The organism is Streptomyces sp. NPDC021356, from assembly GCF_040641015.1.
GTDB lineage: Bacteria > Actinomycetota > Actinomycetes > Streptomycetales > Streptomycetaceae > Streptomyces.
In genome coordinates this window covers 161,170-176,687 of the sequence record NZ_JBFACU010000002.1, presented here as the reverse complement: position 1 = coordinate 176,687, position 15,518 = coordinate 161,170, and the positions used below count along the sequence as shown (strand labels likewise).

Here is a 15,518-nt window from a genome sequence, read left to right as displayed (position 1 = left end):
CGGGCATCGACCAGGAGGGGCCTGCCCGGGGCCGTGCGACCGGTTCCCCGTGATAGACCGGGGGCCGCGGCGGTCGCAGTCGATCGCCGCGCACCGACGGACCCGGAGGAACCGTGCCCCGCACTCTGGCCAACGCCCCGATCATGATCCTCAACGGCCCCAACCTGAACCTGCTCGGCCGACGGCAGCCGGAGATCTACGGCTCCGACACGCTCGCGGACGTGGAGACCCTGTGCGCGAAGACGGCGGCCGCGCGCGGCGGCACGGTGGACTTCCGGCAGTCCAACCACGAGGGGGAACTGGTCGACTGGATCCACGAGGCGCGGTCGCACCACTGCGGCATCGTGATCAACCCGGCCGCCTACTCGCACACCTCAGTGGCGATCCTGGACGCGCTCAACGCCTGCGACGGGATGCCGGTCGTGGAGATCCACATCTCCAACGTCCACCGGCGCGAGTCCTTCCGGCACCACTCCTATGTCTCCCTGCGCGCCGACGGCGTCATCGCCGGCTGCGGAGTACAGGGCTACGCGTTCGCGGTGGAGCGGGTGGCGACGCTGGCCGCTGGGGCCGCCGGGGCCGCCGGGGCCGCCGGGGACGAGGCTCAGGCGTAAGGCCCGGCCCCCCGCGCCCCCGGTGCCGTCGACGACGTGCCGGGGCCGCCGGTCGGGGCGGGACGAGGACCGGCGGCCCGTGCCGCGCAGGAGCCGTCTTCCTGAGCGGGGCTGGTCCCAGTGGACCGCCCGGCAGGCCGGTTCCGGGAGCGCACGCGCGCCTCCGGTGTGGGCGAAGGGTTCACACGGGGTGCGAATCCCTCGCGGAAGCGGGGGTCACCACCCGCGCGCGTGCCATTCGGGCAGGTGCGGGCGTTCGGCGCCCAGGGTGGTGTCGTTGCCGTGCCCCGGGTACACCCAGGTCTCGTCCGGCAGCGGTGCGAAGATCTTCGTCTCGACGTCGTGGATCAGGCTCGCGAACGCCTTCGGATTCTTGAAGGTGTTGCCCACACCGCCGGGAAAGAGGCAGTCGCCGGTGAACACGTGCGGATGCCCGTGCGGGTCGTCGTAGACCAGTGCGATGGAGCCCGGGGTGTGTCCGACGATGTGGCGGGCGGTGAGCCGCACGTGCCCCACGCTGATCGTGTCCCCGTCCTGCACGAGGACGTCGGTCGGCACGGGGATGCCCTCGGCGTCGTCCCGCCCCGCGTACGTACGCGCGCGCGTGGCCGCCACCACGTCGGCCAGTGCCTGCCAGTGGTCCGCGTGCCGGTGGGTGGTGACGACGGAGGCGATGCCGTCGTCACCGATCATGCCGAGCAGCGTGTGCGCGTCGTTGGCCGCGTCGATCAGCAACTGCTCGTCCGTGGCCCGGCAACGCAGCAGATAGGCGTTGTTGTCCATCCGGCCGACCGCGATCTTGGTGATCATCAGGTCTTTCAGCTCGTGCACGTCCGCCGGGCCGCCGACCGTCACCTCTCCGCTGTACGTCATGGCCGTCAGCCTATAGCCGCGAGCGGCGGTGGACCGCCGCAGGCGGAGGCAGCCGCGCCCGCCGCGAACCGCGGGCAGCGCTCGGACGCCTGCGAGCAGCCGTGGCGGCTCACCCTGCCCACCACGGCCGCCCGGGCCGGGCCACGGTTCGCCGGCCGTTACAGCGGCGGCAGTACCGGCAGGGCGCCGCCCGTCACCGCGAGCGCGGCCCCGTCGCGCCGCCCGGCGAGCCAGCCGAGCAGGTCCGCCGGGGTTCCCGTGACGGTGACCGTCGGCTCGTCCTGCTCCCGGCCCGTGCTCCACGCGCGCGTGCCGTCCGTCAGCCGGGTCGCCGGCACGTCGGAGCGGCCGGTGAACCGCCGGGCGAGGAAAGCGGTCTCCCGCTCCGTGAACTCCTGCGGCAGGTCCTCCAGCTCGTAGCCGATGCCGAGGTCGACGTGGTGCAGTTCGACCTCCGCCCAGCGGCGGAACGGCACCCGGGAGGCGGTGTCGGTGACCCCGTTGCGCAACTCGACGGTCCGCGACCAGTCGGCCGGTGCCTCACCCGCCGCGCGGAAGCGGGCCGCGCTCTCGCGCAGGTCGGCGAGGTGCGCGTCGAGCCGGCGCGGGGCGTCGTGCTCGATGTCCGCGTCCCGCACCTCGGCGGAGACGTACATGGGACGGCCTTCGAGAACGTTGACGAGCGCGTCCGCGTTGCGGGAGAGGTGGGCGAGGACATGGCCGCGGGTCCAGCCGGGCAGCCGTGACTGGTCGGTCACAGCCGCGTTGTCCAGTCTGCCGGCCGCGCTGAGCAGTCGTTCGGTGGCTTCCTGTACAGACGCCAGGTCACGCGCGTGATCCATCATGCGCCCGACCTTAGCGGCGCCACACCTTCGGGTGAAGGCGGCCGACCACGACGGAAAATCGAATGCGCGTGCGATATCGTCGTCGGCGGCGTCGGGCATGCTGGAGAGCCGGGGATTGTTGACTATCCGGGCGGATCCGGGAATCCCACCCGGCGTTGTCAGTGGCTCCCCCTAGTCTGAAGAAGCACGGGGGCCCCGCCCCTGTCACTTCTCTCAAGAAAGGTGCGGACCGGCGTGGCCGACCGTCTCATCGTCCGTGGCGCGCGCGAGCACAACCTGAAGAACGTGTCGCTCGACCTGCCTCGTGACTCGCTCATCGTCTTCACGGGCCTGTCCGGTTCGGGCAAGTCCTCCCTCGCCTTCGACACGATCTTCGCCGAGGGCCAGCGGCGCTACGTGGAGTCGCTCTCCTCGTACGCCCGCCAGTTCCTCGGTCAGATGGACAAGCCGGACGTCGACTTCATCGAGGGCCTCTCCCCGGCGGTCTCCATCGACCAGAAGTCGACCTCGCGCAACCCGCGCTCCACGGTCGGCACCATCACCGAGGTCTACGACTACCTGCGCCTGCTGTTCGCCCGCATCGGCAAGCCGCACTGCCCCGAGTGCGGCCGTCCGATCTCCCGGCAGTCGCCGCAGGCCATCGTCGACAGGGTCCTGGAGCTGCCGGAAGGCAGCCGCTTCCAGGTGCTCTCGCCGCTGGTGCGCGAACGCAAGGGCGAGTTCGTCGACCTGTTCGCCGACCTCCAGACCAAGGGCTACTCCCGCGCGCGTGTGGACGGCGAGACCGTCCAGCTCTCCAGCCCGCCCACGCTGAAGAAGCAGGAGAAGCACACCATCGAGGTGGTCGTCGACCGCCTCACGGTCAAGGACTCCGCCAAGCGCCGGCTGACCGACTCCGTGGAGACCGCGCTCGGCCTCTCCGGCGGCATGGTCGTGCTCGACTTCGTCGACCTCCCCGAGGACGACCCCGAGCGCGAGCGCATGTACTCCGAGCACCTGTACTGCCCGTACGACGACCTGTCCTTCGAGGAGATGGAGCCCCGCTCCTTCTCCTTCAACTCGCCCTTCGGCGCCTGCCCCGAGTGCACCGGCATCGGCACGCGCATGGAGGTCGACCCGGAGCTGATCGTCCCCGACGAGGACAAGTCCCTCGACGAGGGCGCCATCCACCCCTGGTCGCACGGGCACACCAAGGACTACTTCGGCCGCCTGATCGGCGCCCTCGCCGACGCGCTGGGCTTCCGCACCGACATCCCCTTCGCCGGGCTGCCGCAGCGCGCCAAGAAGGCCCTGCTGTACGGCCACAAGACCCAGATCGAGGTCCGCTACCGCAACCGGTACGGACGCGAGCGCGTGTACACCACTCCCTTCGAGGGCGCTGTGCCCTTCGTCAAGCGCCGGCACAGCGAGGCCGAGAGCGACGCCAGCCGCGAGCGCTTCGAGGGGTACATGCGCGAGGTGCCCTGCCCCACCTGTGACGGCACGCGCCTCAAGCCGGTCGTCCTCGCGGTCACGCTCATGGGCAAGTCGATCGCCGAGATCTCCGCGATGTCGATCAGCGACTGCGCGGACTTCCTGCGCGGACTGAAGCTCGACGCCCGCGACAAGAAGATCGCCGAGCGCGTCCTGAAGGAGGTCAACGAGCGACTGCGCTTCCTGGTCGACGTCGGCCTGGACTACCTGTCGCTGAACCGCGCCGCCGGTACGCTTTCCGGCGGCGAGGCCCAGCGCATCCGCCTGGCCACCCAGATCGGCTCCGGCCTCGTCGGCGTCCTCTACGTCCTCGACGAGCCCTCCATCGGCCTGCACCAGCGCGACAACCACCGGCTGATCGAGACCCTGGTCCGGCTGCGCGACATGGGCAACACGCTCATCGTCGTCGAGCACGACGAGGACACCATCAAGGTCGCCGACTGGATCGTGGACATCGGTCCCGGTGCGGGCGAGCACGGCGGCAAGGTCGTGCACAGCGGCTCCCTGAAGGAGCTGCTCGCCAACGCCGAGTCGCAGACCGGTCAGTACCTGGCGGGCAAGAAGTCGATCCCGCTGCCCGACATCCGGCGACCGCTCGACCCCGCCCGGCAGCTCACGGTGCACGGCGCCCGGGAGAACAACCTCCAGGACATCGACGTGTCCTTCCCGCTGGGCGTCTTCACCGCCGTCACCGGCGTCTCCGGTTCCGGAAAGTCGACCCTGGTCAACGACATCCTCTACACCCACCTGGCCCGCGAACTGAACGGCGCGCGCAACGTCCCCGGACGGCACACGCGCGTCGACGGCGACGACCTCGTCGACAAGGTCGTGCACGTGGACCAGTCGCCCATCGGCCGCACCCCGCGGTCCAACCCGGCGACGTACACCGGTGTCTTCGACCACATCCGCAAGCTCTTCGCCGAGACCACCGAGGCCAAGGTCCGCGGGTACCTGCCCGGCCGCTTCTCCTTCAACGTCAAGGGCGGCCGCTGCGAGAACTGCGCGGGCGACGGCACGATCAAGATCGAGATGAACTTCCTCCCGGACGTCTACGTCCCGTGCGAGGTCTGCCACGGCGCCCGTTACAACCGGGAGACCCTGGAGGTCCACTACAAGGGCAAGTCCATCGCCGATGTGCTGAACATGCCGATCGAGGAGGCGACCGACTTCTTCGAGGCGGTTCCGGCGATCGCCCGGCACCTCAGGACCCTCAAGGACGTCGGCCTCGGCTACGTCCGGCTCGGCCAGTCCGCCACCACGCTGTCCGGCGGTGAGGCACAGCGCGTCAAGCTCGCCAGCGAGCTGCAGCGCCGCTCCACCGGCCGCACGGTCTACGTCCTGGACGAGCCGACGACCGGACTCCACTTCGAGGACATCAGCAAACTGCTGAAGGTCCTTTCCGGCCTGGTCGACAAGGGCAACACGGTCATCGTCATCGAGCACAACCTCGACGTGATCAAGACCGCCGACTGGGTCGTCGACATGGGTCCGGAGGGAGGCGCCGGCGGGGGTCTCGTCGTCGCCGAGGGCACGCCCGAGCAGGTGGCGGGGGTCCCGGCCAGCCACACCGGCAAGTTCCTGCGGGAGATCCTGGGCGCGGACCGGATCAGCGACGCGGAGCCGGTGAAGGCGGTGAAGGCCCCGCGCCGGGCCGCCGCCAAGAAGGCGGTGGCAGCCGCGTCGACGGCCCGGAAGACGGCCACCGCAAGGACGGCGGCCGGTGGCGCGGCGAGCAAGAAGGCCGCGCCCGCGAAGAAGACCACGCGGGCCCGCAAGGCCTGAGACGCACGCGGCCACCACAGCCGCCACCCGGCCGCCGCACCCGGCCACCCCAGCAGGCGCCCCGCGGGACCACCCGCGAGGCGCCTGCCCGTACTCCCGCTCCGCCCACCATGCACCGGCTGCCCGTGCCGCCGGACCGCTGAGCATCGCGGCCCCCGGCCCGCCCGCGCTCCCGGCCCGTGTGCCGCCGGACCGCCGGACCGCCTAGACCTCGCCCATTTCCGACGCGTACGGCGGTTCCGCGCCCGCGCGCGAGCAGGTGATCGCCGCCGCGCGGGCCGCGAACCGCAGCAACGCGGTCCAGCCGGCCGCGCCGAGCCCCGCGAGTCCCTGCGGGGACAGCGCGTCACGCACGGCCAGGCCGTGCAGCAGAGCCGCGTTCACGGTGTCGCCGGCCCCGATCGTGTCGACGACCGTCACCTTCTCGCCCGGAACCGAATGCTCCCCGCCGTCACGGGTGTGCACGGTGAGCCCGTCGCCGCCATGGGTGATGACGACGGCCGCGGGCCCGGCGGCCAGCCACTCGCGTGGTGTACCGCCCAGCCACCGGGCGTCCTCCTCGGACAGTTTCAGCAGCGACACCGAGGGCAGCCAGCCACGGAAACGCGCCCGGTAGGCGTCCGGGTCCGGGATCAGCCCGGCCCGGATGTTCGGATCCAGCGCCGTGAACACGCCTGCGACGGCCGCGGCCCGCATCAGCCTCTCGTAGGCACTCGCGCCCGGTTCCAGGACGAGCGAACAGGTGCCGAAGGAGACCGCGCGCGTTCCGGCGGGCAGCGCGGCGGGGGCGGTGAACAGACGGTCGGCGGTGCCGTCGACGTAGAACGAGTACGTGGCCGAGCCGTCCGTGCCGACCGTCGCGACCGCCAGCGTCGTCGGCTCGCTGCCGCGCTGCACGCCCGAGACGTCCACCCCGGCCTTGCGCAGCCCGTCCAGCAGGGCCTCACCGAAGGCGTCGTCCGAGGCACGGGAGCAGAAAGCGGTGGGGGAGCCGAGGCGGCCGAGGGCGACGGCCGTGTTGTAGGGGCCGCCGCCGAGCGCCGGCTTGAGGTCGGCGAGGGCACCCGCGCCCTGCGGTACCAGGTCGATCAGGGCCTCACCGGCGACGACGATCACGAGTCGGTTCCTTCCTCGGGCTGTGCGGGGCAACCGCAGGACGTGCGGTGGACGAACGTGCACGGCAGACGCACCGTGCGGGCGGGCCGGTCGGGCGCGGCCAGGCGGTCGAGGAGCAGTTGGACCGACCGGGCGCCCAGCTCCCTGCCGGGCTGGGCGATCGCCGTCAGCCGGGGAGAGAACAGGTCGGCCCAGTCGAAGTCGTCGAAGCAGCACAGCGCGATGTCCGAGGGCACGGACAGGCCCAGCTCACGCAGCGCCCGCAGGGCGCCGATGGTCATCGCGTTGTTGGCCGTGACCAGTGCCGTGGGCGGTACGGCGAGGGCGAGCAGGGCGGCGGTGGCGCGTTGCGCGCCCTCCGCGGCGGAGTCGCCGTGTACCACGAGCCGTTCGTCGTGGGGGAGTCCGGCGGCGGCCAGGCCGTGGCGGTAGCCGGTCATCCGTTCCCGGGTCGTGCTCAGTCCGGGCAGGCCCGCGACCAGGCCGATCCGGCGGTGGCCGAGACCGGCGAGGTGCCCGACGAGCCGTGCGGTCGGTTCGGCGCTGTCGGCGCAGACCTGGTCGAAGCGTGGCGCGTCGCCGCTTGCGGTCTCCGGCCCGGTGCGGACCAGGCGGTCCAGGAACACGGTGGGTACGGCGTGCCGCGTGAGGTAGGCGACCAGGTCGTGGGGGCGGGCGGAGGCGGCGACGATCATGCCGTCCACGCGGCGCTCGTGCAGGAGCTGGGCCACCTTGCGCTCGTGTGCCGGGTCGTCGTGCGGGTCGGCGATGAGCAGGCTGTAGCCGTGTTCCAGGGCGCCGGCCTCGACGCCCTGGAGGATCTCCGTGAAGTACGGGTTGCTGATGGCGGACACCGCGAGCCCGATGGACCGGGTCCGTGCGGTGACCAGGGAGCGGGCGAGACCGTTGGGCGTGTAGCCGAGCTGTTCCACGGCGTCGAGCACCGCCTGGCGGGTGTGCGGCAGCACGGGCCGGGTGCCGTTCAGCACGTGCGAGACGGTCGCCACGGAGACCCCGGCGCTCCGTGCGACATCGGCCATGGTCGGCATCGTGTCCCCTCTCCGAGCGGCCTGCCGGCAGCCCGTGGCCGGGACCGTACCGCATCACCGGACCCGCGTAAACGCTTGCGCAAGCGTTTACGCCGCCATCACCCGCCCCTGTCCGTCCCTTCTTCGACGCGTCCCCCTCGTACCCGTCCGGGCCAGCACCCCGCCCTGCCAGGCCGCTCCACCGCCCGCCCCGCCGCCCGCCCGAGCGGGCGCGGTCGGTATCGTCGGCCGTGCACAGCCCTCCGACCAGGGGAGTCCCCATGCCAGGCCGTCCCTCCGCGCGCCGCCGTACGATCCTGCGGACGGCGGCCGTCACTCCCGTCGCCGGGCTCGGGCTCGCCGCCTGCGGGCCGGAAGGCGGCGGTGCCGCGGCGCCCGCGACCCCGACGGCACCGGTCGACCTCGGTGCCGAGAGCGAGATCCCCAAGGGCGGCGCCAAGCTGTTCCGGGACCACAACGTGGTCGTCAGCAAGGGCGGTGACGGCTCACTGAAGGCGTTCAGCACCATCTGCACCCACGCGGGATGCGCGATCAACAAGCTGGAGGGCACGACACTGATGTGCCCCTGCCACGGCAGTCAGTTCGACGCCACCACCGGCAAGGTGGTGCAGTCCCCGGCCACCGAGCCGCTGGCCGAGCTGCCGGTCCGCGCCGACGGCGGCAAGATCGTCGCGGGGCCCGGCGCCTGACCGCGCACCCCGGCAGCACCCCGGCCGGTCATTCCCAGTCCCAGGCGATCCCCACGATCCCCGGCCGCACCCGCGGCTCGACGAGATGGACCGAACGGTGCCGTGGGCTCACCGCCAGCTCCTGGCGACCGCCGCGCGGCGCCGCCGCCGACTGCTGGGTGAACCGGTGGCAGCGCACCGGGAGCGCGTCGGCGTCGAACCGCACCTGGAGGGCGTACTGCCCGCCGGCCGAGTCGAAGGCCCTCAGGTACTCGCGGGACACGCCGGCCGTGCCGTCCTCGACGCCGTAGCGGAAGAGGAACGTGTCACCGGCCCGCAACCGGGTGTCGAAGAGGAACTCGGCCACGAGCAGGCCCGTGCCGTGGTCGCGGCGCACGCGCCCGGCGCGGCAGTTCTCCAGCGCGTGCACGCTCATCGACTCCGGTGCGCACTCCGTATCGCCCTGGTGCACGGCCACGAAGCGATCCACGCCGTCCCGGTGGGCGCGCACGATGTGCTGCGACTCGCGCCCGGCGAGTTCCCGGCGCGCACCGAGCCGTATGCGCTCGTGGTGGCCGAGGGTCTGCAGACCGCTGTCGGGCGGGGCGTCGAGTCCGGTCAGCAGTCGGCGCAGGGCGTCCGACGTCTCGACGAGGGAACGGTAGGAGCGCCCGCCGGACCGCCGGGCGAGGGCGGGTTCCGCGGTCTCGGCCAGCAGGCGGATCAGCGACTCGTCCGGCAGCCGCAGGATCTCCTCCAGGGCCCGCACGGCCCGCAGCGACTCCGGACGCTGGGGGCGCCGGGCGCCCTGCTGCCAGTAGCTCAGGCTGGTGACCCCGACCTTGACGCCGTAGCGGGACAGGTGGTGCTGCACACGCTGCAGGGGCAGCCCACGGGCGGCGATCGCGGCGCGCAGCGCCACGTGGAACGGACCGCCCCGCAGGGCCGTGTCCAGTTCCGCGGTGGCGACGTCCGCCTGCTGGGTGGCGTGCGGCATGCACGGGCCTCTCTGTGAAAGGTGCACAACGGCTGGTCAGACCGTTCACGCGGACCGCCGGAGACCGCCCGCGAGCGGGAGCACGGGAGCCGTTTCGCCTCCGTGCAGGCCCGCATGCCGTCGTCCGCGGCCCCGACGTCCCCCGCATTGAAGCGTGTTGACCAAGCCCCGACAACACCTGCGACCCGGCGGAAGGCACACCTGGCCGAGTCCGCACCTTTGCGCCGACCCGGAGAGGTACCTCCGCGCCAGGCCCCGCACCGTGCGAAGACGCCTGGTCACAGCAGGTAGTCGTACGTCTGTCCACCCCGTGCGGCCGCGCGGCCGTGGGGGTTGTCCACAGGCTCATCGCCCTGTCACACCGCGCCAGTAGGGTGTGAGACATGGCCGACCCCTCCAGCTACCGCCCCAAGCCGGGAGAGATCCCGGACTCTCCCGGGGTGTACAAGTTCCGCGACGAGCACCGCCGGGTGATCTACGTCGGAAAGGCGAAGAGCCTGCGCCAGCGCCTGGCGAACTACTTCCAGGACCTGGCGAACCTCCACCCGCGCACCCGCACCATGGTGACCACGGCCGCCTCCGTGGAGTGGACCGTGGTGTCCACCGAGGTCGAGGCGCTCCAGCTGGAGTACTCCTGGATCAAGGAGTTCGACCCCCGGTTCAACGTCAAGTACCGCGACGACAAGAGCTACCCCTACCTCGCGGTGACGATGGACGAAGAGTTCCCGCGCGTCCAGGTCATGCGCGGCCACAAGAAGAAGGGCGTGCGCTACTTCGGGCCGTACGGGCACGCGTGGGCCATCCGCGACACCGTCGACCTGCTGCTGCGCGTCTTCCCCGTACGCACCTGCTCGGCCGGCGTCTTCAAGAACGCCGCCCGCACCGGCCGCCCCTGCCTGCTCGGTTACATCGGCAAGTGCTCCGCGCCCTGCGTCGGCCGGATCTCCGCCGAGGACCACCGGGAACTGGCCGAGGAGTTCAGCGACTTCATGGCCGGCCGCACGGGCACCTATCTGCGCCGCCTGGAGCAGCGGATGACGGAGGCGGCCGAGGAGATGGAGTACGAGCGGGCCGCCCGCCTGCGCGACGACATCGGGGCCCTGAAGAAGGCCATGGAGAAGAACGCCGTCGTGCTCGCCGACGCGACCGACGCCGACCTCATCGCCGTCGCCGAGGACGAGCTGGAGGCCGCCGTGCAGATCTTCCACGTGCGCGGCGGGCGCGTGCGAGGCCAGCGCGGCTGGGTCACCGACAAGGTGGAGGAGGTCACCACCGGCGCCCTCGTCGAGCACGCCCTGCAGCAGCTGTACGGCGAGGAGAGCGGGGACGCCGTCCCCAAGGAGGTCCTCGTACCGGCCCTGCCCGACCCGGTCGAACCGGTCCAGCAGTGGCTCACCGACCGCCGTGGCGCGGGCGTGTCCCTGCGCATCCCGCAGCGCGGTGACAAGAAGGCTCTCATGGAGACCGTGCAGCGCAACGCCCTGCAGGCGCTCGCCCTGCACAAGACCAAGCGGGCCTCCGACCTGACGACCCGCTCGCGCGCGCTGGAGGAGATCGCCGACGCCCTCGGCCTGGACAGCGCCCCGCTGCGCATCGAGTGCTACGACATCTCCCACCTCCAGGGCGACGACGTGGTGGCCTCCATGGTCGTCTTCGAGGACGGGCTCCAGCGCAAGGGCGAGTACCGGCGCTTCCAGATCAAGGGCTTCGAGGGGCAGGACGACGTCCGCTCCATGCACGAGGTGATCACCCGCCGCTTCAGGCGCTACCTGGCGGAGAAGGAGCGCACCGGAGAGTGGACCGACGGCGAGGAGGCCGCCGTGCCCCACGGGACGGCAGCCGCGCCCGCCGGGACAGCGGCCCTCCCGTCGGCCGGCCCCGCCGTCGACGGCTCGCCCGCCGGAGCACCCGACGCGGCACCCGGCGACGCGGTCGACAACCCGTCCGACGCCCTGGTGGACGGGCCGGCCGGTGGCTTCACCGAGGACGACGGGCGCCCCAAGCGGTTCGCCTACCCGCCGCAGCTCGTCGTCGTCGACGGCGGGCAGCCGCAGGTCGCCGCCGCCCAGCGGGCCCTGGACGAGCTGGGCATCGACGACATCGCGGTGTGCGGGCTGGCCAAGCGCCTGGAGGAGGTGTGGCTGCCCGGCGAGGACGACCCGGCGGTCCTGCCCCGCAGCAGCGAGGGGCTGTACCTGCTGCAGCGCGTCCGTGACGAGGCCCACCGCTTCGCCATCACCTACCAGCGCACCAAACGGGCCAAGCGCTTCAGGGCCGGCCCCCTGGACGACGTGCCCGGTCTGGGCGAGACGCGCAAGCGGGCCCTGCTCAAGCATTTCGGTTCGGTGAAAAGGCTGCGGTCCGCCACAATCGACCAGATCTGTGAGGTACCCGGCATAGGCCGCAAGACGGCCGAGACGATCGCCGTGGCACTGGCCCAGGCGGCCCCGGCCGCACCCGCCGTGAACACGGCGACCGGAGAGATCATGGAAGACGTGGAAGAGACGGCGCCCGAGACGACGGCGGGCACCGCAGGGGAGCCCGTGCCCACGGGCGCCCCGACCGAACGACGGGGGCAGGAGACATGACCGAGCACGAGACGCAGCCCGCAGCACCACGAGATCAGGCACCCGGGCCACGACGGGATCACGACCCCGCGGCCGGACGGGATCACGACCCCGCCGCGCAACCCGACCGGGCCCGCACGGCGTCCCGACAGCAGACACCCGCGCGGACGCAGGCGGACACGCCCGCGAAGACTCAGGCGGACACGCACGAGGACGCCGGCGCGGACACGCACGAGGACCGGACGCAGCATCCGGTCCAGGAACACGGAGCACAGGTGAGTACGGGCATCGACACGGCAGGCGTCCCCGACGCGGCCATCCCCGAACTGGTGATCATCTCCGGCATGTCGGGGGCCGGCCGCTCGACGGCCGCCAAGTGCCTGGAGGACCTCGGCTGGTTCGTCGTCGACAACCTGCCGCCCGCGCTGATCCCCACCATGGTGGAGCTGGGCGCGCGCTCGCAGGGCAACGTCGCGCGCATCGCGGTCGTCGTCGACGTCCGCGGCCGCCGCTTCTTCGACAACCTCCGCGAGTCACTGGCCGACCTGGAGGCACGCAACGTCACGCGGCGGATCGTCTTCCTGGAGTCCTCCGACGAGGCGCTGGTGCGCCGCTTCGAGTCGGTGCGCCGCCCCCACCCCCTCCAGGGCGACGGCCGGATCGTCGACGGCATCGCCGCCGAGCGGGAACTGCTGCGCGAACTGCGCGGCGACGCCGACCTCGTCATCGACACCTCCAGCCTCAACGTCCACGAACTGCGCGCCAAGATGGACGCCCGGTTCGCGGGCGAGGAGGAGCCCGAGCTGCGGGCCACCGTGATGTCCTTCGGGTTCAAGTACGGCCTCCCGGTCGACGCCGACCTGGTCGCCGACATGCGCTTCCTGCCCAACCCGCACTGGGTGCCGGAGCTGCGCCCGTACACCGGCCTCAACGAGGAGGTCGCCGGGTACGTCTTCAACCAGCCCGGCGCCAAGGAGTTCCTGGACCGCTACGCCGAACTGCTGCGGCTCGTCGCGGCCGGCTACCGCCGTGAGGGCAAGCGGTACGTGACCATCGCCATCGGCTGCACGGGCGGCAAGCACCGCTCGGTGGCCATGTCGGAGAAGCTTGCCGCACGACTGGCGGCCGAGGGTGTGGAGACCGTCGTCGTCCACCGGGACATGGGGCGCGAGTGAGTGGACGTACGCCGAGGCTGAGCAGACTGCGCCGCGCGGTCCCCGAGGGCCGCGCGGCACGTCTGGCGGCCGAGGGGCAGGCCGGCCGGCCCGCCGAGGCCCGAGGCGCCCGGCCGCGCCGCCGGGGTGCCCAGCCCAAGGTGGTCGCCCTCGGCGGCGGCATGGGCCTGTCCGCCTCGCTCGCCGCGCTGCGCCGCATCACCGGAGACCTCACCGCCGTCGTCACCGTGGCCGACGACGGCGGCTCCAGCGGGCGCCTGCGCGACGAGCTGGGTGTTCTGCCGCCCGGCGACCTGCGCAAGGCGCTGGCGGCGCTGTGCGGCGACGACGACTGGGGCCAGACCTGGGCCCGCGTCATCCAGCACCGCTTCACCTCCCAGGGCGACCTGCACGACCACGCGGTCGGCAACCTGCTGATCGTCGCCCTGTGGGAGCAGCTCGGCGACCACGTCCAGGCCCTCGACCTGGTCGGCAAGCTGCTGGGCGCGCACGGACGCGTGCTGCCCATGTCCGCCGTACCACTGGAGTTGCAGGCCCTGGTCAGGGGGCACGACCCGGACCGGCCCGACGACGTCGACACGGTCCGCGGTCAGGCGACCGTCGCGCTCACCCCGGGCGAGGTGCAGTCCGTGCACCTCGTGCCGCACGACCCGCCCGCCGTGCCCGAGGCCGTCGCGGCGGTCCTGGACGCGGACTGGGTGGTGCTCGGCCCCGGCTCGTGGTTCTCCTCGGTCATCCCGCACCTGCTCGTGCCCCAGCTCCTCGACGCGCTCACCGAGACGAAGGCGCGCCGGGTGCTCTCCTTGAACCTCGCCCCGCAACCGGGAGAAACCGCCGGCTTCTCCCCGCAGCGTCATTTGGAGGTTTTGGGACGACACGCCCCTAAACTCGCCCTGGACGTGGTGCTCGCCGACGAGGCCGCCGTGCCCGACCGCGAAGTCCTCACCGAGGCCGCCAAGCGGTTCGGCGCCGCGGTCGAGCTGGCGCCGGTGGCCCGGAGGGACGGAACTCCGCGGCATGACCCGGAGCTGCTGGCCGCCGCGTACGACCGTATTTTTCGGATGCATGGAAGGATCGGCCCATGGCGATGACGGCAGCGGTGAAGGACGAGATCTCCCGGCTCCCCGTCACCCGGACCTGCTGCAGGAAGGCGGAGGTCTCCGCCATTCTGCGGTTCGCCGGCGGCCTCCACCTGGTCAGCGGGCGCATCGTGATCGAGGCGGAACTGGACACCGCGATGGCGGCGCGGCGCCTGAAGCGGGACATCCTGGAGATCTTCGGGCACAGCTCGGAACTGATCGTGATGGCGCCGGGCGGCCTGCGCCGCGGCTCGCGCTACGTGGTCCGGGTCGTCGCGGGCGGCGACCAGCTGGCCCGCCAGACCGGTCTGGTCGACGGCCGGGGCCGTCCGATCCGCGGCCTGCCGCCGCAGGTGGTCTCGGGGGCCACCTGCGACGCGGAGGCCGCCTGGCGCGGGGCGTTCCTCGCGCACGGCTCGCTCACCGAGCCCGGCCGTTCCTCGTCCCTGGAGGTGACCTGCCCGGGTCCGGAGGCCGCGCTCGCCCTGGTAGGCGCCGCCCGCAGACTGTCCATCGCCGCCAAGGCCCGTGAGGTACGCGGGGTGGACCGGGTGGTCGTCCGTGACGGTGATGCGATCGGCGCGCTGTTGACGCGACTGGGCGCCCACGAGTCCGTACTGGCCTGGGAGGAGCGGCGGATGCGCCGCGAGGTCCGCGCCACGGCGAACCGGCTGGCCAACTTCGACGACGCCAACCTGCGCCGCTCGGCCCGCGCGGCGGTCGCCGCCGGAGCCCGGGTGCAGCGCGCGCTGGAGATCCTCGGGGACGACGTGCCCGAGCACCTGGCGGCGGCGGGACGTCTGCGCATGGAGCACAAGCAGGCCTCCCTGGAGGAGTTGGGCGCGCTCGCCGACCCGCCGCTGACCAAGGACGCCGTCGCGGGCCGCATCCGCCGGCTGCTGGCCATGGCCGACAAGCGCGCCTCCGACCTGGGTGTCCCGGGCACGGAGGCCAACCTCAGCGAGGAGCTGGCGGACAACCTCGCGGGCTGACCGGCGTGCGCCGCGCGGCGGGGCCCGGCCGCGCGGACGGGCCCCGCCGCACCTGCCTCCGGACGCCGCCGGGAGCCCCACCGCCGTCTTGCGGCCGACGGCCGCTGCCGCCCCTCGACGCCGAGGGGCGCGGCCGACCGGACGGCTTCTCCGGGGCGGGAGATCGCCGTACTCGACAAGTGAGCCGGGGTCTGCACGAAAGAGTGATGAATGCGGTCAACGCGTACGGACACTCCGTACTGAAAAGGAGTGAACCGGACGCCGGGCCGCGGGGGCCCGCACCCCTAC

Annotated in this window: 12 protein-coding genes; 7 read left to right on the top strand and 5 right to left on the bottom strand. The window is 72.5% G+C overall.

What is annotated here, in order from left to right; translation table 11 throughout:
- The first annotated feature begins 113 nt into the window (after positions 1-113).
- Positions 114-614, top strand: a complete 501-nt coding sequence (gene aroQ, locus AB0G56_RS02990; protein WP_360962674.1) for a type II 3-dehydroquinate dehydratase — start codon at positions 114-116, stop codon at positions 612-614.
- Between the two features lie 216 nt (positions 615-830).
- Here aroQ and AB0G56_RS02985 read toward each other — a convergent pair whose 3' ends face one another.
- Both AB0G56_RS02985 and AB0G56_RS02980 read right to left on the bottom strand, forming a co-directional pair.
- Positions 831-1,487, bottom strand: a complete 657-nt coding sequence (locus AB0G56_RS02985; RefSeq protein ID WP_360962672.1) for an MBL fold metallo-hydrolase — start codon at positions 1,485-1,487, stop codon at positions 831-833.
- A gap of 158 nt (positions 1,488-1,645) precedes the next feature.
- A complete protein-coding gene (locus AB0G56_RS02980) occupies positions 1,646-2,332 on the bottom strand; it encodes a maleylpyruvate isomerase family mycothiol-dependent enzyme (protein ID WP_360962669.1) in 687 nt (228 codons plus the stop codon).
- Between the two features lie 234 nt (positions 2,333-2,566).
- On the opposite strand from AB0G56_RS02980, the gene uvrA reads away from it, so the two are divergent.
- Positions 2,567-5,587: an excinuclease ABC subunit UvrA gene (gene uvrA / locus AB0G56_RS02975; protein WP_360962666.1), complete on the top strand. Its 3,021-nt coding sequence runs from the start codon at positions 2,567-2,569 to the stop codon at positions 5,585-5,587.
- Between the two features lie 204 nt (positions 5,588-5,791).
- On the opposite strand, the gene AB0G56_RS02970 is transcribed toward uvrA, so the two are convergent.
- Complete coding sequence (locus tag AB0G56_RS02970) at positions 5,792-6,703, bottom strand: carbohydrate kinase (RefSeq protein ID WP_360962664.1); 912 nt, start codon at positions 6,701-6,703, stop codon at positions 5,792-5,794.
- A complete protein-coding gene (locus AB0G56_RS02965; RefSeq protein WP_360962661.1) occupies positions 6,700-7,752 on the bottom strand; it encodes a LacI family DNA-binding transcriptional regulator in 1,053 nt (350 codons plus the stop codon). Before AB0G56_RS02965 ends, AB0G56_RS02970 begins: the two co-directional genes overlap by 4 nt.
- Positions 7,753-8,012: 260 nt before the next feature.
- On the opposite strand from AB0G56_RS02965, the gene AB0G56_RS02960 reads away from it, so the two are divergent.
- Positions 8,013-8,441 carry a Rieske (2Fe-2S) protein gene (locus AB0G56_RS02960; RefSeq protein ID WP_360962658.1) on the top strand — a complete coding sequence of 143 codons (429 nt, stop codon included), beginning with the start codon at positions 8,013-8,015 and terminating at the stop codon, positions 8,439-8,441.
- Positions 8,442-8,469: 28 nt separating this feature from the next.
- Here AB0G56_RS02960 and AB0G56_RS02955 read toward each other — a convergent pair whose 3' ends face one another.
- Positions 8,470-9,417, bottom strand: a complete 948-nt coding sequence (locus tag AB0G56_RS02955; protein ID WP_360962655.1) for a hypothetical protein — start codon at positions 9,415-9,417, stop codon at positions 8,470-8,472.
- Between the two features lie 383 nt (positions 9,418-9,800).
- Between AB0G56_RS02955 and uvrC the strand changes: the two genes are divergently transcribed.
- From uvrC to whiA, 4 genes are read left to right on the top strand one after another with little or no spacing between them, the layout of a single operon-like run.
- Complete coding sequence (gene uvrC, locus AB0G56_RS02950; RefSeq protein ID WP_360962652.1) at positions 9,801-12,005, top strand: excinuclease ABC subunit UvrC; 2,205 nt, start codon at positions 9,801-9,803, stop codon at positions 12,003-12,005.
- Complete coding sequence (gene rapZ / locus AB0G56_RS02945; protein ID WP_360962649.1) at positions 12,002-13,159, top strand: RNase adapter RapZ; 1,158 nt, start codon at positions 12,002-12,004, stop codon at positions 13,157-13,159. The genes uvrC and rapZ overlap by 4 nt, the downstream gene beginning before the upstream one ends.
- Positions 13,156-14,250, top strand: coding sequence for a uridine diphosphate-N-acetylglucosamine-binding protein YvcK (yvcK, locus tag AB0G56_RS02940; protein ID WP_360962646.1), 1,095 nt, complete (start codon positions 13,156-13,158; stop codon positions 14,248-14,250). Before rapZ ends, yvcK begins: the two co-directional genes overlap by 4 nt.
- Positions 14,241-15,230, top strand: coding sequence for a DNA-binding protein WhiA (gene whiA, locus AB0G56_RS02935; RefSeq protein ID WP_360962643.1), 990 nt, complete (start codon positions 14,241-14,243; stop codon positions 15,228-15,230). The genes yvcK and whiA overlap by 10 nt, the downstream gene beginning before the upstream one ends.
- Positions 15,231-15,518 lie beyond the last annotated feature (288 nt).

Bases quoted from the DNA above. Each gene is read 5' to 3' on its own strand.
- rapZ (WP_360962649.1), top strand. From the start codon at position 12,002: ATGACCGAGCACGAGACGCAGCCCGCAGCACCACGAGATCAGGCACCC.
- AB0G56_RS02980 (WP_360962669.1), bottom strand. From the start codon at position 2,332: ATGATGGATCACGCGCGTGACCTGGCGTCTGTACAGGAAGCCACCGAA.
- AB0G56_RS02955 (WP_360962655.1), bottom strand. From the start codon at position 9,417: ATGCCGCACGCCACCCAGCAGGCGGACGTCGCCACCGCGGAACTGGAC.
- AB0G56_RS02965 (WP_360962661.1), bottom strand. From the start codon at position 7,752: ATGCCGACCATGGCCGATGTCGCACGGAGCGCCGGGGTCTCCGTGGCG.
- whiA (WP_360962643.1), top strand. From the start codon at position 14,241: ATGGCGATGACGGCAGCGGTGAAGGACGAGATCTCCCGGCTCCCCGTC.
- AB0G56_RS02985 (WP_360962672.1), bottom strand. From the start codon at position 1,487: ATGACGTACAGCGGAGAGGTGACGGTCGGCGGCCCGGCGGACGTGCAC.
- AB0G56_RS02960 (WP_360962658.1), top strand. From the start codon at position 8,013: ATGCCAGGCCGTCCCTCCGCGCGCCGCCGTACGATCCTGCGGACGGCG.
- uvrC (WP_360962652.1), top strand. From the start codon at position 9,801: ATGGCCGACCCCTCCAGCTACCGCCCCAAGCCGGGAGAGATCCCGGAC.